This window comes from Anaerovirgula multivorans (assembly GCF_900188145.1).
In the GTDB taxonomy this organism is placed as follows: Bacteria; Bacillota; Clostridia; order Peptostreptococcales; family Natronincolaceae; genus Anaerovirgula; species Anaerovirgula multivorans.
Genome location: NZ_FZOJ01000052.1, coordinates 1 through 18,985, shown reverse-complemented (window position 1 = coordinate 18,985; position 18,985 = coordinate 1). Strand labels below are relative to the sequence as shown.

At 34.9% G+C, this 18,985-nt stretch carries 15 protein-coding genes; 8 read left to right on the top strand and 7 right to left on the bottom strand.

Annotated features, from left to right (window positions below; translation table 11 throughout):
• Positions 1 to 240 precede the first annotated feature (240 nt).
• Entirely contained in the window at positions 241 to 930 is a 690-nt protein-coding gene (locus CHB72_RS24200) for a hypothetical protein (protein WP_089285440.1), read from the bottom strand.
• Positions 931 to 1,115: 185 nt separating this feature from the next.
• Between CHB72_RS24200 and CHB72_RS26900 the strand changes: the two genes are divergently transcribed.
• From CHB72_RS26900 to CHB72_RS24190, 3 genes are all read left to right on the top strand, one after another.
• Positions 1,116 to 1,292 (top strand): hypothetical protein, encoded by a 177-nt coding sequence (locus CHB72_RS26900; protein WP_176431591.1) that lies wholly within the window; start codon positions 1,116 to 1,118, stop codon positions 1,290 to 1,292.
• 221 nt (positions 1,293 to 1,513) lie between these two features.
• Positions 1,514 to 1,801: a hypothetical protein gene (locus CHB72_RS24195; RefSeq protein WP_089285439.1), complete on the top strand. Its 288-nt coding sequence runs from the start codon at positions 1,514 to 1,516 to the stop codon at positions 1,799 to 1,801.
• 241 nt (positions 1,802 to 2,042) lie between these two features.
• Positions 2,043 to 4,823 (top strand): fibronectin type III domain-containing protein, encoded by a 2,781-nt coding sequence (locus CHB72_RS24190; RefSeq protein WP_089285438.1) that lies wholly within the window; start codon positions 2,043 to 2,045, stop codon positions 4,821 to 4,823.
• Between the two features lie 348 nt (positions 4,824 to 5,171).
• On the opposite strand, the gene CHB72_RS24185 is transcribed toward CHB72_RS24190, so the two are convergent.
• The 4 genes from CHB72_RS24185 to CHB72_RS24170 form a co-directional block, all read right to left on the bottom strand.
• Positions 5,172 to 6,104 (bottom strand): sensor histidine kinase, encoded by a 933-nt coding sequence (locus CHB72_RS24185; RefSeq protein WP_207652639.1) that lies wholly within the window; start codon positions 6,102 to 6,104, stop codon positions 5,172 to 5,174.
• A 127-nt stretch (positions 6,105 to 6,231) separates the two neighbouring features.
• Positions 6,232 to 6,939, bottom strand: a complete 708-nt coding sequence (locus tag CHB72_RS24180; protein ID WP_089285436.1) for a response regulator transcription factor — start codon at positions 6,937 to 6,939, stop codon at positions 6,232 to 6,234.
• 192 nt (positions 6,940 to 7,131) lie between these two features.
• Positions 7,132 to 8,538, bottom strand: a complete 1,407-nt coding sequence (locus CHB72_RS24175) for a UDP-N-acetylmuramoyl-tripeptide--D-alanyl-D-alanine ligase (RefSeq protein WP_089285435.1) — start codon at positions 8,536 to 8,538, stop codon at positions 7,132 to 7,134.
• Positions 8,535 to 9,617, bottom strand: a complete 1,083-nt coding sequence (locus CHB72_RS24170) for a D-alanine--D-alanine ligase (protein WP_089285434.1) — start codon at positions 9,615 to 9,617, stop codon at positions 8,535 to 8,537. The genes CHB72_RS24175 and CHB72_RS24170 overlap by 4 nt, the downstream gene beginning before the upstream one ends.
• 746 nt (positions 9,618 to 10,363) lie before the next feature.
• On the opposite strand from CHB72_RS24170, the gene CHB72_RS24165 reads away from it, so the two are divergent.
• Positions 10,364 to 11,890 carry a uracil permease gene (locus tag CHB72_RS24165; protein ID WP_089285433.1) on the top strand — a complete coding sequence of 509 codons (1,527 nt, stop codon included), beginning with the start codon at positions 10,364 to 10,366 and terminating at the stop codon, positions 11,888 to 11,890.
• A 79-nt stretch (positions 11,891 to 11,969) separates the two neighbouring features.
• Here CHB72_RS24165 and CHB72_RS24160 read toward each other — a convergent pair whose 3' ends face one another.
• Together CHB72_RS24160 and CHB72_RS24155 are read right to left on the bottom strand one after the other, a co-directional pair.
• A complete protein-coding gene (locus CHB72_RS24160) occupies positions 11,970 to 12,947 on the bottom strand; it encodes a DUF4367 domain-containing protein (protein ID WP_089285432.1) in 978 nt (325 codons plus the stop codon).
• Between the two features lie 2 nt (positions 12,948 to 12,949).
• A complete protein-coding gene (locus CHB72_RS24155; protein ID WP_089285431.1) occupies positions 12,950 to 13,516 on the bottom strand; it encodes a sigma-70 family RNA polymerase sigma factor in 567 nt (188 codons plus the stop codon).
• Positions 13,517 to 14,053: 537 nt separating this feature from the next.
• Between CHB72_RS24155 and CHB72_RS24150 the strand changes: the two genes are divergently transcribed.
• The 4 genes from CHB72_RS24150 (at position 14,054) to CHB72_RS24135 (ending at position 18,879) form a co-directional block, all read left to right on the top strand.
• Positions 14,054 to 15,394, top strand: a complete 1,341-nt coding sequence (locus CHB72_RS24150) for a sigma-54 interaction domain-containing protein (protein WP_089285430.1) — start codon at positions 14,054 to 14,056, stop codon at positions 15,392 to 15,394.
• Between the two features lie 483 nt (positions 15,395 to 15,877).
• The gene (locus tag CHB72_RS24145; RefSeq protein ID WP_089285429.1) at positions 15,878 to 17,173 is read left to right on the top strand and encodes a CitMHS family transporter; all 1,296 of its coding nucleotides are present in this window, start codon (positions 15,878 to 15,880) and stop codon (positions 17,171 to 17,173) included.
• 49 nt (positions 17,174 to 17,222) lie between these two features.
• Complete coding sequence (locus CHB72_RS24140) at positions 17,223 to 18,578, top strand: acyclic terpene utilization AtuA family protein (RefSeq protein WP_089285428.1); 1,356 nt, start codon at positions 17,223 to 17,225, stop codon at positions 18,576 to 18,578.
• 1 nt (position 18,579) lies between these two features.
• Positions 18,580 to 18,879: an AtuA-related protein gene (locus CHB72_RS24135; protein ID WP_089285427.1), complete on the top strand. Its 300-nt coding sequence runs from the start codon at positions 18,580 to 18,582 to the stop codon at positions 18,877 to 18,879.
• The last annotated feature ends 106 nt before the right edge of the window (positions 18,880 to 18,985 follow it).

Sequence of the window (18,985 nt, the reverse complement as noted above, 5' to 3'; positions counted from 1 at the left end):
CTTCATATTAGCCTAGAATAATAATCGAAAATTTACAAAGTATTTGAACGAAGATAGAATATAAAGATAATAATTTCTTAAGTTGACAGCATTGGTCTGCCGTCCCTATTGCACTCACTCAAAAAGAGCTTTACAACAAATTTCTAAAAATATATTGTATTCTCGATACCTAGGAAAATATTTTAGTAGACAGTAGCTAATATTTAATAAATTTTGAAAGGGACATATTTACATGTTAAACTATTTTGTTATATAGTATATATTTCCATCCGTTATCCCATTGTCTAAAACACGTGGGAATTCAGTTGTGAAATCTTCCCATTTACTCATACCTTTACCTAGGGAATGAAGCTGTCTTCCTTCAACTTTAAGCATTTTAGGAGTAAATGTAATGTAGAATCTTTTGCCAGGTTGAATTGTAATTTTAGTACTATCTGATATAGTAGAACTGGTAGAAACAGAATAAGATGTTGAAGCATTAACTTTATCAGCTACAAGTTTCAAACTAGCACTAGCTAATCCTGTAGCTGTGTATGTTTTGCTTCCTGATACTGTTTTTTCTATAGGATCTTGCGTCTCATTATGCTCAATGCGACTTATGCGTACGTTCTCCCCATTCAATGTTGTAGTTTTTTTAATTTCAGTGCCAACAATTACCTGAGTAGTTATCTCGTCTTCATCATTTTCTATAACTGTTATATTCTTTTCAAGTTTTTTTTCTTTAAGATACTCGGCTTGAGCCTCTTCTTTAGTCATTACATAACTATTTCCATCAATAATTTTAATTCCACCACAAATATCTTCTAAATTGAATTCGTCATTGAACTCCTCATCAATACTTTGTGCAAAGGATATTCCAGACGATAAAACCATTGTAAAACAAATTGCTAATATTAAATAGGCATTAAATCTTTTAAATCTGTTTATCATTAATTCATCCTCCTTTTGTAATTATATAAACACTGCCTACTAATTCAATTATATAACAAAAATGTAAAAATATATATAATAAGTAATAATTAACTAATACGTGTATAATATGTTATACTATTTATAGACTATATTTTTGCACCCTTTTTGTGTAAAAAGTATATTTTTAAAAAAGGAGGTCAATCATGAGAGATAGAATTACATTTAAAAACCTAGTCATAATACTATGGATTGTTACTTTAATACTCACTTTTAGTTTGTTTAGATTTAAATACCTTTCTTTTGATGGAAATGACGATTTTGTTGTAAAAATAAATAGAATTACAGGAGAAGTTGAATTTATAAGAGGTCGATTTAGATAGCGGGTAAATAATGGCGGAGGAGGCAGGATAAGGACAGAACCCCCCTTAACAATAAGGGAAGTTTTTTTTGCCTGACATCCAATTTAATACCACTTTTTCGAGGTATCCGTAGTTGAGGCAATTGAGATATTAAAGGAGCAATTGGTTATTGCTTTAAGACACCGGGGACGGTTCTTGTTTACAAAACATTCCAAACTAATATAAAACTAGTTCAGAGGTGATTGGAATGCCAAGAAAAAGAAGAGGCCATAAAAAAATATATTGTCTATATGAATGAGACTAACAATGATAAATGCCTAGAAATGGTTGATTGTGTTAAATTAACAGATGAAAAAGCAAGAGAGAATATAAAAGAAATCGGTAAATTGCAAAACATATCAGATATACAAAGACTAGATAAGGAAAGACGAAATATAATATTAAAGAAGGCAAAGGAGATAGAAGGAATTTCTATTTTGCAGATTTCAAGAGTAACGGGAATTAATAGAACTGCTGTTATGAAAGCGTGACAGTGAGAACCGTCCCCGTTGACAAGAAATAAAATGACCTCCTCAAATTTTGAGGAGGCTTATTTGTATAAAATATACTTTGTCCAAATAATATCTAAATATATACTAAAAACAAAACAAATAAAAAAAAGATAAATTTTTTAAAAAAATTGGGAAAATGTTGAAACTAATCAATGCTTATTAGCGTCTAATTATAATAGAAAAAAATAATAAAATAATAAATTTATAAGGAGAGATCTATGTGAAGAGGTTTTTACTTTTGTTTTTGTGTGTAATAATGATTAGTAGTGGATTTGTTTTTATGGGAATCAGTAGTCCAGTAATGGCTAATCCTGAAGGAGTGGATGCTGACGATTCCGAGGGATCCCAAGACCTAATTTCGACTTTACCTGTTACACCATCTGGGCTATCTGCTACAGCTATATCTAGTTCTCAGATTGATTTGGTTTGGAATGATAACTCTGATAATGAGACAGGGTTTATCATTGAACGGAGAGGTGGTGGAGACACCATTACAAAAACAGTTGATGCCAATAAAACACAGTATAGTGATAAAGACCTTTCTTCTAATACAACTTATTACTATAAAATTAAGGCCACTAATAATGGAGAGGATTCATCTTTTTCTAATGAAGTTTCTGCTACCACACAGACTGCTGTTGTTGCTCCACCCTCTCAGCCTAAAAATTTAGTTGCCGCTGGAATTTCTGCTTCACAAGTTAAGTTAGATTGGACTAAGGCTGCAGATGCCATTGATAGATATGAAATTGAGAGAAAAACAGCAGGTGGTAATTATCAACTGATTCATACTATTTATAATAGTGATGCTACCTCCTACAATGATACAGGAGCTTCTCCTAGTACCACCTATTATTATAGAATTAGAGCCTTTAATAGCGGAGGACCTTCCCCTTACTCTAAAGAAATAAATGCTACAACACAAGGTAATGTTGCAGCACGACCCGCCAAGCCTACAAATCTTGTGGTTTCCAGCATTGCTAGTGATAGGATTAACTTATCCTGGGTAGATAATGCCGATAATGAAGCTGGATATAAGCTTGAAAGAAAAACAGGAAATGGACAATTTTCACAAATAACTGTGCTTGGACTCAATAACACTACTTATGCAGATGGGGGAGTTTCCCCCAATACAACCTATACCTACAGGGTTAGGGCCTACAATAATGGAGGCGATTCCGATTATTCTAATGAATCTAGTGGAACAACAATAAGTGCACCAGCTGCACCTACGAATTTAGTCATAAACTCAAGCACGGCTGATCGCATTAGCATTTCCTGGAAGGATAATGCCAGCAACGAAAAGAGTTTTAAGATAGAGAGAAAAATAGATAATGGCAATTGGAGTGAGCTAGCTACAGTAGGAGCAAATGTAACCAGTTATACCAACACAGGCTTAAGCAGCAACAGAAGCTACAGCTACCGAGTGAGGGCCTATAACGATGCAGGGAATTCAGGATATTCTAACGAGGTTAGTGGAACAACAATAAGTGTACCAGCCGCACCTACGAATTTAGTCATAAACTCAAGCACGGCTGATCGCATTAGCATTTCCTGGAAGGATAATTCCAGCAACGAGAAGGGCTTTAGGATAGAAAGAAAGATAGATAATGGTAGTTGGAGAGAGATAGATACAGTAAGAGCCAACGTAACCAGCTATACTGATACAGGGTTAAGCAGTAACAGAAGTTATAGCTACCGAGTGAGGGCCTATAACGATGCAGGAAATTCAAGCTATTCCAATGAAGTAAATTCCGATAATGGAACAGCACTAGAAAAGCCAACAAACCTTACAATTGATTCAATATCAAGCAGCCGTATTACTATTTCCTGGAAGGATAATTCCAGCAATGAACGAGGCTTTAGGATAGAAAGAAAGATAGACAATGGCAGCTGGAGTGAAATTGACACAGTAAGAGCCAACGTAACCAGCTATACTGATACAGGGTTAAGCAGTAACAGAAGTTATAGCTACCGAGTGAGGGCCTATAATGATGCAGGAAATTCAAGCTATTCCAATGAAGTAAATTCCGATAACGGAACAGCACTAGAAAAGCCAACAAATCTTACAATTGATTCAATATCAAGCAGTCGTATTACTATTTCCTGGAAGGATAATTCCAGCAATGAACGAGGCTTTAGGATAGAAAGAAAGATAGACAATGGCAGCTGGAGTGAAATTGACACAGTAAGAGCCAACGTAACCAGCTATACTGATACAGGCTTAAGCAGTAACAGAAGTTATAGCTACCGAGTGAGAGCGTATAATGATGCAGGAAATTCAAGCTATTCCAATGAAGTAAATTCCGATAACGGAACAGCACTAGAAAAGCCAACAAACCTTACCGCTGATTCGATATCAAGTAACCGTATTACTATTTCATGGAGGGATAATTCTAACAACGAGAAGGGCTTTAGGATAGAAAGAAAGACAGACAATGGCAGCTGGAGTGAAATTGACACAGTAAGAGCCAACGTAACCAGTTACACTGATACAGGCTTAAGCAATAACAGAACCTACAGCTACCGAGTGAGAGCCTATAACGATACAGGAAATTCAAGCTATTCCAATGAGATTAATGGTAAGACAACGATTGAAGAAAATAAGATTGTCACACGATTATATATAGGAAATACAAAGTACTATGTTAATGATAGATTGAAGGAAATGGATGCAGCTCCAATCGTCATGGAGCAAAGGACTCTTCTTCCGATAAAATATGTAGCTGAAGCCATTGATGCTTCAGTGGTATGGGATAGCAAAGAACAGAAGGTTACAGTTGCCTTAAAGAATAATAATGTAGAGCTTTGGATTGGCAGAAATGTTGCCAGGGTTAATGGAGAGGAAAAGCTTATTGATCCCAATAATAGAAATGTAAAACCTGTAATTATTCCTCCTGGCAGAATGATGCTGCCATTGAAATTCATTGCTGAAAACCTAGGTTGTGAAGTAGAATGGGATGCTAACCTTCGAGAAATTAAGGTAACTTATTCAGAAAAATAATAGCTATATGTCTATACAAGAAAACCCTAAGGATTTATTCCTTAGGGTTCTTACTTGGATTCAGTTAACCTCTATCAAAGGAAGTAGCAACAATAGTAACGGGAATTAATAGAACTGCTGTTACGAAAGTATAACAGTGAGAACCGTCCCCATTGACTTGCATTGACTGTTGACTGCATTGACTTGTATTGGTCCCCGTTGACAGTCCCAAAGTGTGGTATCTTTTGCAGGATAAAAACAATCATAGAGAAAGCGATTAAATAAGACAAGCGAAACATCCGATATCACTGAAAAAGTAGCTTTCTAAATACTTAGATCAAAGAGAAAATACATGTAAATAAAATTGATTCAAGAGCTTAATTTAATTTCAAATACTGTTCTCTCTGAGTTGCTATCCACATTTATTTTCCCATTGTGGAGTTCTACAATACTTTTCGCAATAGCTAGGCCCAATCCTGTCCCGCCCATTTCCTGAGAACGGGACTTTTCTACACGATAGAAACGGTCGAATAAATAGGGTAAGTCCTTAGAAGGTATAGGGTCACCGTAGCTTATCATGCTAATGCGGATATCTTCTTTTTCTTCTATTTTAATGTCTAATTTTTTTCCATCTTTTCCATAACGAATACCATTTGAAATGAGATTTTCAAAAACTCTTACAATCATATTTGCATCTACCCAAGCAAATACTTCTTTCTTTGATGAAAATAAATGACATGTCATATCTGATTCCTCTAATAGAGGTGTAAAGTCCTCTACCAACTGCTTCATGAGTTCTACCATGTTTAACCTTTGAAGATTTACCTTCATTCCCCCATAGCTAACCCTTGTGTATTCAAAAAGTTCATCAATCAGGTTTTTTAAACGGAGGGATTTGTTATAGGCAATATCTGCATAATATCGAAGAGCAACTTCATCTCGATATCGATCATTTACAATTAATCCTAAATAGCCTAAAATTGATGTTAATGGAGTACGTAGATCATGAGAAACACTTGTGATCAGCTCGTTTTTTGCCCTTTCCGCATTTCTTTCCTCTTGGATAGAGGATTTTACTTGACTGGTCATGAAATTAATATTTTCAGCCAATACTCCTAATTCATCAGTAGACCTTACGGGAATGAAAATATCAAACTGTCCCCCAGCAACTTCCTTCAAATTATGAGATATTTCTTCTAAGTAGCGAATACTCCGTTGGCTCAAAGCGAAAAAATACACAATAAAGAGAAGGATTCCTGTCAGAATGACTAAAGGCTGAACCCCTACTGTTCTATGCAGCAAACTGAATATCCTATGGAGAGGGGAGAAATAATTATCTAAATAGGTTGCTAATATTATCAAGAATACTACAGTAACTATCGCAGCTAAAATACTAATAATAAATATAAATAATATTTTCCATCTAATGCTAGACAGGAATTTCAAATTTGTAGCCTACCCCCCATACTGTTTTAATAAAAAAAGGTTGTTTCGAGTCAATTTCCATTTTTTCTCGAATCTTTCGTATGTGTACTCGCACCGTATTATCGGATTCTAGATAATCTTCCTTCCATACTTTTTGAAAAATTTCATCCACTGTAAAAACTTTACCAGGACTACTAGCCAGTAAAAGCAATATATCAAATTCAATAGGTGTTAAGTTGATCTCTTGATTAAATAAAGTTATTCTATGGGTCTCCTTATTAATGATTAGACCATTCATATTGATAGCATCTTCTTCAAGGTGGTTGGTAGGCTGTGGACTCAAATATAAATATCTTCTAAGCTGAGACTTTACCCTAGCCAATAATTCTAATGGATTAAAAGGTTTTGTTATATAGTCGTCGGCACCGATAGTCAACCCTAAAATTTTGTCCATATCCTCTGATTTAGCGCTGACTATTAATATAGGTATGTTCTTTTCCTTGCGAATTCTTCTACACACTTCAAGACCATCAATGCCCGGCATCATAATATCGAGAATTACTAATTGTATTGACTCCTTATCTAATATTTTTAAAGCATCTACTCCTGAATAAGCCTTTAAAACACTATAACCCTCATTAACTAAATAAATTTCAATTAAATCAGCAATTTCTATTTCATCATCTACAATTAAAATTTGTTTTTTATCCATAGTTCAGATACATTCCCTTTCTATTAAACATGTTTTTCCAGTTACTACAATATTTTACACTAATTTACCTTGTAAGAAAAGCTTTTAATACTGTAGTCATTAATAAAAAGGCATCTGTTTATTAAATTTTATATGCTTTTCATAATTATAGCCAATATATTGAAATTTACTTATATCACATGTGTAGACTTATTATAGGACATCTTCCTCCAATAATATTTCTTCCGCCTTCAGGACATCGATCACTTCTTCTAATTCTAATTCACGAGAAGCTTTTATTAAAATAATAGATCCATCCCCCACAATCTCTCTAACTTTTTCAATTAATTGGGTTTTATCTATACAGGAGACAACTCTGTCATTTTTAAATCTTAGCTTTGCTCCTTCGGCAATATGCTGGGCTAGTGGTCCAATTGTAAAAACATAATGAATCTCCTCGGGGTCAAGTCCTTCACCAATCTCTCTATGCATCTGTACTTCTTCATCTCCGATACCATTCATATCTCCTAAAACAACAATCTTTTGCTTATACTGCTGTAGTCCATAAAGAACTTCTAAAGCAGCACGAAGACTTGATGGGTTAGATTTGTAGGCATCATTTAAAATTGTATATTGGCCTACATGAATGATTTCGTTCCGCATGCCAGTTGCATCTACTTTGGACATCCCTTCTTGAATGAGATCGAAGGACACGCCAAAATATCGGGCTACTGCGATGGCTGCTGCTGCATTATACATTTGATGCTTACCAAGCATAGGTAAGAAAAAGGTTGGAGAATCTTTCATCTGTAGCTTGAAGATGCTGCCATTTACTTTAATCTCTTCTGGAATAACGCTATAGCTATTTGATGGCCCTTCACCAAAGGTTAGAATTTCACGATTAACCTCTATCTGGGGTACCTTTTCCCTTAATAAGTGATCATCTCCATAATAAACAAATAATCCATTAGGTTTTAGACCCTTTAGAATTTCTAATTTAGCCTGTAATATGTTTGCTTTTGTTCCCAATGTCGTCAAATGTGCTTCTCCTATATTGGTGATAATGGCTACATCTGGTGAAGCAATAGAACTCAGCAGTTCCATTTCTCCTAAAGCAGATATGCCCATTTCAATTACAGCCATTTCTGTATCTTCCTCTATCTCCAAAATTGTTAGCGGAACGCCCAAATGGTTGTTTAAGTTTCCAAAGGTTTTATGAGTTCTATATTTAGTTTTTAGAAGACTAGCCAAAATATCTTTAGTAGAGGTTTTTCCATTACTTCCAGTAATACCGATTACTTTTGTAGACAGTTGCATGCGATATTCCTTTGCTAATTTTTGAAGGGCGTCTACTGTATCCTCAACAAAAATTAAAGGAAAATCTATGTCAGGAACTGGTTCATTCTTGTTCCACAAGGCTGCTGTTGCTCCATTGTCAATAGCTTTTTCTATAAAGTCATGTCCATTAAACCGGTCTCCTTTGATTGGAATAAATAACTGACCCGCTTTAATTTGCCTGGTATCAATGGAAGCACCTTTTATAAAAATTCTTTCTGCCCCCTTTTTCAGACCTGTGCCACCAACCATTTTTTCAATTTCTCTTAAAGTACGTTGTATCATTTTGTCCACCTCGTGTTTAATAAAGATTTTTCATTCTCATGTCGATCTAATGCTAATTCAATAAACTTGTCCATAAGCTGAGAGTGTGTGGTACCATCGGTTTTTTTCCATAAAGCTGGGAACATGCTGAGCTTAGTGAAACCAGGCATGGTGTTAACCTCATTCACGAAAAAGCTATTGTCTTCTGTTACAAAGTAATCCACCCGGACAAGACCACAACAGTTTAGAACACGAAAGGCTTCAGTAGCAATTTGACGCATTTTGTCACTAGTCTCAGGCGATAATTCCGCAGGTATCACTGCGATTAGTTTACCATCTACATATTTGGCGTTATAGTCAATAAAATGTCTTTCTTGAATAAACTCTCCTACCACTGAAGCCTTGGGATGATCATTTCCTATTACGGCTATTTGCATTTCTCTACCTATGACTTCTTCTTCAATAACGAGTTTACTATCATATAAGAAGGCTTCTTTAATGGCTTTCTGTAACTCCTCTCTATTTTTACAACGATTAATTCCTACACTAGAACCTAGTTTTGCTGGTTTGACGAAGCATGGATAGCCTATAGTCCTCTCAATTTCTGTATAGACCTTTTGTTGATGATTATTCCAATCCCATGAAGTAAAAGAAGTATAATTTACTTGAGGTATATTGGCTTTTGTAAATAAGTCCTTCATTACAACCTTATCTATACCAATCGCCGATCCTAGAACTCCATTACCTACATAAGGGATATTTAATAGTTCTAAAAATCCTTGGATTGTCCCATCTTCCCCATTTTTTCCGTGGAGGACAGGAAAAGCAACGTTTCTTTCCTTCGCCTTGAGATCTTTTATTAAAAATTCTCCGATAGAGCTTGACACTGTATTTTGATAGCTTTTTGTTAGCTGATTGATGTCCTCTATATTTTCTCTTAACACGCCTAGATTGCACCATACTCCATCTTTTGTAATATAGACTTGATGAACATTATACTTATCCTTGTCTAATGCATTCATTACAAATGCAGCAGTTTTCAGTGAAACCTCATGCTCCACCGATTTTCCTCCATAGAGTACATAAATATTTGTTTTCATGTTTTTCCTCCTAAGTTATTGGTATATTTGTTTATATATTTAGTCTACGATAACTTTCTTTAAAAAAAGTTATACAGAAGTTGAAGATTTTATTAAGATTTTATTAAGATAGAGAGTTATAAAAGTGCAGCAAATCTGATTTAAGAGCATTTTTTCATTTTTCTTTTTGGCGCTATACATTGAATTCGTACCACTTTTCTAATGATTAAGATATTTGTAAAAATTTAACAAATATTCAGCAAAAATATTTATTTGAAAATGCTGATTTTTGTATGACACTCACAAAGGAATCCTTATTTACTTAATCGAAATTAATTGGTGTGAAAATTAATAAAATTTAGACGTAATAATTATCCCTTTCATTTAATCCTATCTTTCTTTCATTTGAAAATCGCTCTGTATAAAAAAATATAAGGAGGTGGAATAAGTTAAAAATGGTGGAACAAATCTTTGTTTTATCATAACAATCAACTATATAAGCAAGAAAAAAGTCTCAAACGTTAGACGTAGGAGGTTCAACCCTAAAACAGCATGATAAACAAATCACCTATAGGGAAGTCATTGTAAGATAAATAATGACAACTTGTAAATTACTATTAATTCTTAATCAGAAAGTATAATTGCACTCTTCGCCACATGATTTGTAAGTATCTGTAATCTCGATAATATAGTTATAAAATAAGCTCAAAGACAATGGTTTTATTTCACTCTGTACCTTGGGCCAAGCGAAAGGAATGATTATAAAAATGAAAACACAGAATGTTCATTACCCATGGTTTAAACGTGAGGATATTGACGGATTTTTTGCGTTATTTCAGAATAACTTAGCAAACTTTGTACTAATTGCTGTAGCCCTCATTGGGATGGGGTATCCTTCTAATATTGTTTATGGAAGGATTATTCCTGGTGCTGTAATTTCTGTTTTGTTTGGAAATATTTATTATGCCTATATGGCCAATAGATTGGCACAGAAGGAAAAACGAGTAAATGTTACTGCTCTTTCCTACGGTATCAGTACACCAGTTATGTTTGTTTACCTATTCGGGGTGATGGCTCCTGCTTTGAGTATTACTGGAGATGCCGAAATAGCTTGGCGTATTGGTATGGCTGCCTGTTTTTTCGGGGGTGTAGTAGAAGTGCTGGGAAGTATAATAGGTAATTGGGTTAGAAAAACTCTACCAAGAGCTTCTATGCTTGGTGCCTTAGCGGGAGTAGCTTTTACTTTTATTGGAGGAGAGCTTTTCTTTAACACCTACGAAATGCCAGTAATTGGACTTACAGTGTTGGCCATCATTATGGCGGGGCTAATTGCTAAAAAGGTAATGCCTTTTAAATTGCCCGTTTCACTTTTTGCTATTATCATCGGCACTGTATTAGCCTACGTATTGAGGGAAGCAGATATAAGTCAAATCGCCGATGGCATGAGTACTGTTGGGTTTTATCCCTTCATACCGACGTTTGGATTTATACAGGGATTTGGCTATTTAATAGGGCCTATGGTGGGACTCATCGCCATATTGTTGCCTATATCTATCTACAATTTTATTGAAACCATGAATAACGTTGAAGCTATGGCTTCTGCTGGAGATGATTATAGTGCAAGTGAATGTATGTTAGTAGATGGCTGCGGTATTATGCTAGGCAGTCTTTTTGGAGGTGTTTTCCCTACAACCGTTTATATTGCTTCTATAGGATCTAAATGGATGAATGCCGGACGGGGCTATTCTATTTTAAATGGTGGGGTCTTTGTCTTAGCATCTTTATTTGGCATAGTGGCTGCAGTTTCACAAGTTATTCCAGTACCAGTTATTGCACCTATCCTAGTTTTTGTAGGGATTTCCATGGTGGCACAGGCCTTTGCTTCGGTACCAAATAAGCATTATCCTGCAGTAGTAGTGGCAATGTTCCCTTATTTTGCTAATTATATAATGACTAGATTTAACAATGCTGCGGGAGAAGTAGTGGAAGGTATTTCCTCTGGTATTGTGCCATTGGGGCAAGGTGCTATGTTCACAGGTCTTATTTGGGGAGCCATTACAGTTTATATGATTGACAATGACTATACAAAAGCAGCCTATACTGCCTTAGTAGCTGCCACCCTTGCGGGGAGTGGCTTTATGCATGCACCTAAACTATCCATTCTTTATGATTACAAGTTTGCTCTAGGCTATGTTATTATGGCGGGAATTTTTATACTATTTAAATATACTTTAAAAGACCAAGAAACAAAACCTGCTCTTGATCATGAGGATGTAGGACTATCAGTAGATTAATTTTTTTCTAGTAAATAGTCTAGAAATAGCGGGGTTTTCCGCTATTTCTAGACTATTTTTAAATTTATGTACAGCTAGATCATTTAATAGATTCTGCTATCTTAATTAATTCACTTTTACTAATCTCTCCTCTGCCGTGCAAACCATAGAGTGTATTGTTGGCTTCCCAGTCAATACTTCTATCATCAGATAGTACAGCATCTACACCATTGATTTTTATTTCTTCAACTTTGCCGTCTGTTCCTGTTGCATATGCGGTTTCTTCGTCAGCAAACCTTTGTTGCATATAAATGTATTTTCCTGTTTCCTTGTGGGTAAAATATAAACTAATATATTTACTATTATTTACAACGCCATTTTCATCTTTATAAAATTCTGCTTTATCAAATTGATACCCATCTGGTAAATAACTGGGAAGAATGACATTAAAACAAGTATAGTTATTTAATTGACTAGAATCTTTTATTTCTAGTACTTCTTCTTGTGTATCTTTTTTATAGTTTTCATAGTTAGATGCAGTTATTATTTCCCAATTTGCAAAATCAAGAATTTCTTCACCATCAACTGTATATATTTTTCCAGTATACTCTCTTGAAAATACCTCTATTGAGTTTCCATCTTCGTCAAAAATCTTGCCCTTTAATTCTTCTGGAACAGAAAGGCTTTCTTCTTCAGGGTCATATTGTGTAACCTGTATATGGCCAAGAGATATTGTTTTTATTACTTTTTCCACTAGATTGTGGGCAAAAGATGGTTGGATTAAGGAAATAGTCATAAGGCATATCACTGCTAATGATGCTGCTGCAATAATAGGACGTCTAATTTTATTTGTTTTTTTCACAGAAACAGCTCCTTTATATTGGTTAATATTTTTCAAAGCTTGATGAAATACTGCTTGTTTGTTACTGCTTTTACTGAAATCCTTATCTATTAAATTTTTTCCTAGTTCTAAAAGTTCACTATATTCTTGGGATGTTAGTTTGTCTTTATGTTCTACCCCATTTAAATAAGCATCTAGATCTATAGATAACTTATCTTCCATACTCTTTGGATTCATATTTATTCCTCCTTTTCCATTTCCTTTTTTAGCTTTCTCATCGAACGATAAAGGATTACCCCAATATTACTTTCTGTAATATCCAATATTTTTGCGATTTCATTGTTTTTTAGATTTCCACCGAATTTAAGGGCTATAATATTTCTTTCTCTTTCATCTAAAATCTTGACTGCCTTTGCCAACCTGGCATTGGTTTCTATTGTTAGTATCATGTCTTCTGGTGTCTTTTCTCTTGATACCAATTGCTTCATCTTATCAATAGAAAAGGAAAGAATGCTATGCTTTTTAAAGCTTCTGAAGTAATCCTTTACAACATTTCTGGCTATGGCAAAGAGCCAAACTTCGAAAGGCGCCTTCTCTTCAGCATATTTACTGATATTTAGCATTGTTTTTTCAAAAACCTGACTTGTCAGATCCTCTGCTGTAGCCTGACAATCAACTCTATAATATATATAGTTGTAAATCCTTTTGTAATAGGTTTCAAATATATAGGTAAATGCTTCTCCATTATATATATTTTCCTTACTATCTTTCTTATATAAAGCATTCATTAAAGCAAGCTGCTGCATCTTTTCACAGCCCTCCTTTCCTTAGCTAAGTAATTTCATCTGTTAATACGTAAAAACTCACATTTCATTACATATTATTTTAAAATTTTATAAATATACTTTTATTATAAAGAATTCTTTGTAGAGACCCAATCTAAAACTTTATTTTAAATTTAATATTTCAAGAAAGTGAAAGAGCTGTTCTCGGTGAGAAGGAATTTACAGAGTTGCCATTAAGAAATCATCCCATGAAGTTGCTGTTGAATTGTGCTTAGTCTACCTATTGTTGATCAGCTTTCTTTGTGATACGATATGGGCAAGGCAATTGGATAAAACCACGACGTGTTTAAATGATTTGGTTTATATTGTAGGGTGAAAAAATAAGCATTATTTTAGAGAAGCAGGTCAAAGGGAAATAATGCCATTGTCATATGAATAATTATGTAATGCAAAATCTAAAATATGAAAAGAATCTCTTATTATCTTGTTATGATAGGATGGGGTTTAGGTAATGAGGATCAACACATATCATTAATTTTTATAGGGGAGGCGATGTTAATGCAAATTAATAAAGTGGAAGAAATGATATTTGACTCCCTTTATGATGGGGTGCTTATTGCAGATGGAAATTGTATTGTTAGATATATTAACCCCTCCTATACGAGGATTACAAAGGTGGAAAAAGAAGAAATTTTAGGTAAGCCTCTGATAGAAGTTAGGCCCGGTGCAAAATTACCATCAGTAATTAGGAATGGCAAACAACTTCTAAGAATTCCAAGAAGAGTAGATGATGTAGAATATATTGTTAATATGGTACCCATTAAAGAAGATGACGAAGTTATTGGAGGCATATCTATATTAAATGAGATAAACGATGTCTACAAGCTTACAGAAGCACTAAACCAATCTAATATGATGATACAAAAGCTTCAAAAACGCATGAAAAGAATGGGGAAAGCAAAGTATAGCTTTGATGATATAATTAGTATAGACAAAAATTCCATAGAGGCTAAAAATTTAGCTAGAAGAATAGCCAAGAAAAATTCTAGTATATTAATTACTGGTGAGAGTGGAACTGGTAAAGAACTTTATGCTAACGCCATACATAATGTCAGCGACAGGCAAAATGGACCTTTTATAGCTGTTAACTGTGCTATTTTTGAGAGCAACTTGCTTGAAAGCGAGCTCTTTGGATATGAAGAAGGGGCTTTCACAGGTGCAAAAAAAGGTGGAAAGATAGGCTTATTTGAAGTAGCTAATGGAGGAACTCTATTTTTAGATGAAATTTCTGAAATGAATTATGGACTTCAAGCAAAGCTATTAAGAACGCTTCAAGAAAATACGATTCGAAGGATAGGAGGTTTAGAGGAAATATCTATAGATATTCGACTGGTCTGTGCTACAAACAAGAACTTGAAAACGATGGTGGAAGAAAATAGATTTAGAGAAGATTTATATTATCGGATTGCGGTTTTTCCTATCAATATTTTACCCCTTCGGCAGAGAAGAAAAGACATAGATGAACTGGTTCTTCATTTTTTAAGCGAAATGAATAGTAAAACAGAAAGACATGTAGAAATCGCAAATGATGTGATGAAAATACTTCATAATTATGAATGGCCGGGTAATATAAGAGAGTTAAAGAATACAATAGAATTCTCAATAAATATGGTAGATGAAAACATCATTAAACCAGAGCATCTTCCCAAAATAATTCAAGCACAGGGCATAAAGAAAAATATCGTAAAACTAAAAACTTTAGAGGAAATTATTAAGGATACTGAAGCTGCGGAAATAAAGAAGGCAATGTTGATCTATGGGAATACAGTAGAGGGCAAGAAAAAAGCTGCTAAAGCTTTAGGAATTTCCTTGGCTACACTTTATAATAAACTAAAATAAAAATTCTTTATTCAACAGGCTAGTTTCTAAAATCTTAGAAACTAGCCTGTTGAGTTTCTAGTATATTAGAATGATTTAGAAAAGATGTTGTTGATAAAAAGTGGAAATACATAAAATACTGCCATATAGAGACTCTATACAAGTTAAGGATATATATCTGTAGATAAAAGAGAAAGTATTTTTTTCTCTTTTTTTAGTAACTATATTCAAAGAACGGATGGGTTTTCTAAAAAAATAGAAAATAGATCGTATGATATAACTATTTCAAAATAATCTATGAAGGATAAGAGATGTAAAATACAATAAAATAGATATTGGTACAGTGCTAGAAATGATTGGAATCACAATAATAGATACAAATTATTAGAAAGAAGATGCAGACAATTTAAGATTAGTAAATTAAAAAAGGCAGCAAAAGAATTATTGGCATGGAACTTGCTTTTAATATAGGATGAAAATAAAAAATATAAGGAGGTATATTTCATGTTAGCATTACTTGGTTTTCTTACGATTGTTGTTCTATTAGTACTTATTATGACGAAAAAAGCATCCCCGGTGGTAGCACTTATAGTTGTTCCAACGATAACGGCCTTTGCTGGTGGTTTTGGTGCAAACGTTGGCAGTTTTATTACAGATGGCATCAAATCCATTGCACCAACAGGAACCATGTTTATCTTTGCAATCCTGTTCTTTGGTGTACTGACAGATGCAGGTACCTTTGATCCAATTATCACTAAGATTCTTAATATAGTGGGCAAAGATCCAGTTAAAATTGCAATAGGTACAGCTGTTTTAGCTATGCTTATTCATTTAGACGGTTCCGGAGCTGTTACCTTCCTTGTAACTATACCAGCTATGTTGCCGCTATATGATACATTAGGGATGAGAAGAACAACCTTGGCTACGATTGTAGCATTATCAGCGGGTACCATGAACATAGTCCCTTGGGGTGGCCCCACCATTAGAGCAGCAACCGCTCTTGAAGTCTCTGTCGTTGAGTTGTTTAATCCAATATTAATCCCCTTTCTTGTAGGTCTTTCGTTTGTACTGTTTATAGCCTATAGTCTTGGCAAAAAAGAAAAAGCTAGGTTAGTAAATCTCGATGAAATAGTAGTAGCGGTAGAACGAGAAGTTGATGAAGAAAAGGCAAAACTGGCTAGACCTCATCTTTTCTGGGTAAACGTTATAACTATTATTTTAGCTATTGCTGTATTGATCATGGATAAACTGCCAGCCACAGTTATATTTATGTTGGCCTTCTCCATCTCTTTGGTAGTTAATTATCCAAATGTGAAGGATCAAAGAGAAAGAATTGATGCCCACGCTAAGGCTGCTTTAATGATGGCCAGCATCCTATTTGCAGCAGGTGCATTTATTGGAATAATGCAGGGTTCAGGAATTATTCAAGAGATGGCTAGCTTCACGGTAGCTGTTATACCAACCTCATTAGGTAAATTTATTCCTATTATTACAGGAATCATAGCGATGCCTGCAAGCTTACTATTTGATCCGGATTCCTTCTACTTTGGAGTACTACCTGTACTTTCCCAAGCGGCATCAGAGTTTGGCGTATCAGGATTAAGTGTAGGTCGAGCAGCCATCATGGGTCAAATGACTACTGGCTTCCCTATAAGTCCACTGACAGGAGCTACATTCCTACTTACAGGTCTTACAGGAGTTGATTTAGGGGAACATCAGAAAAAAACAATTCCTTATGCTTTTGCAACTACTATTATTATGCTGGTAACCGCACTAATTATTGGTGCTATCAAGTTATAAACATATTGACAGTTTATTAAACATAAAAAATTTTTAGGAGGTCAACAGAATGAAAAAAATTCGTATTGGTTCTGGGGCAGGATATGCAGGAGATAGGCTTGAGCCTGCATTAGAGCTTATGGAAAAAGGAAATCTAGACTATATTATCTTTGAATGCTTAGCGGAAAGAACAATTGCGATAGCACAAGAACAAAAAATAAAGAACCCGGATAAAGGCTATAATGGGCTTTTGGAATATCGTATGGATAAGGTTTTACCATTATGTGTAGAAAAAAGAGTAAAGGTTATTACCAATATGGGGGCTGCAAATCCTCAAGCTGCTGCTGCTGTTATCAAGAGAATGGCGGAAGAAAAGGGCATCGAGAGATTGAAAATAGCATCAGTATTAGGGGATGATATTTATGGCGACATAGAGAAATATATGGATTATGATGTACTGGAGTTAGAGACAAAGCTAGAAAATATTAAGGATCAGATTGTTTCAGCCAATGTCTATATAGGTGCTGATGGAGTGGTAGAGGCTCTGACAAATGGTGCAGATATCGTTGTAACTGGACGAATAGCTGACCCAGCTTTAGTCTTGGCTCCCATTATGCATGAGTTCGGATGGACTAGTGAGGAGTATGATAAGATTGGTAAGGGTATTATGATAGGGCATCTATTGGAATGCGCAGGTCAAATTACTGGGGGATATTTTGCTGATCCAGGATATAAAGATGTATCTGAACTTTGGAAGCTTGGTTTTCCTATAGCTGAGATAGATGAAAACGGTGAAGTGGTCATCACTAAGGTTGAAGGATCAGGTGGAAGAGTCACTACCCAAACCTGCAAAGAACAATTAATTTATGAAATTCATGATCCAGCTGCTTATGTAACGCCTGACGGAATAGCTGATTATTCTAATATTACAATGAAAGAAATAGCACCAGATAGAGTAGAAGTTAAAGGAGCTGTAGGAAGGGAAAAACCCGATACTTTAAAGGTTAGCATTGGCTATAGGGATTGCTATATAGGAGAAGGTGAAATGAGCTATGGTGGCAGCGGTGCCTATGAAAGAGCAAAGCTTGCAGGGGAAATCGTAAAGAAAAGACTGGAATACACAGGTGTAAATATAGAAGAGCTTAGAATCGATTATATCGGTATCAATTCTCTTTATAAAGATCAAATCAGTGATGCTATGTTTGAAAATAGATCAGCTTGCAAAGAAGTGAGATTAAGGGTTTCAGGAAGAACAGCAGAACGAAGTGATGCAGTGAAAATAGGTAATGAAGTAGAAGCCTTATATACCAATGGACCTGCTGGCGGAGGTGGAGCAACCCAAGGTGTGAAGGAGATAATTTCTATCGCCTCCATTTTTGTACCAAGGGAAGACATTAAGATAGAAGTTAACTACGAGGAGGTTTAAAATGAAATTAAGAGAGATTGCTCATTCAAGAACTGGAGATAAAGGGAATATATCTAATGTTTCATTGATCGTATTTAATGAAGCCGATTATAAATTGATTGAAGAAAAGGTTACAGCAGAGGCTGCAAAGGAATGGTTTAAAGATATTGTTGGGGGAGAAGTAAAACGATACGAACTTCCTAAACTAGGGGCTTTGAACTTTGTGATGGATAAAGCTCTTGGTGGAGGGGTAACTAGATCTCTTGCTTTAGATAAGCATGGCAAAAGCCTAAGTGCGGCATTATTAGAAATGGATATATAACTTAAAAATATGGGGATATCGGGAAATAGATAGCCAATAAAATAAGTCGGTATGACTCATGAGAGTTGTACCGACTTTGTCTTGTAAATTTTTTTAAAAATATAAA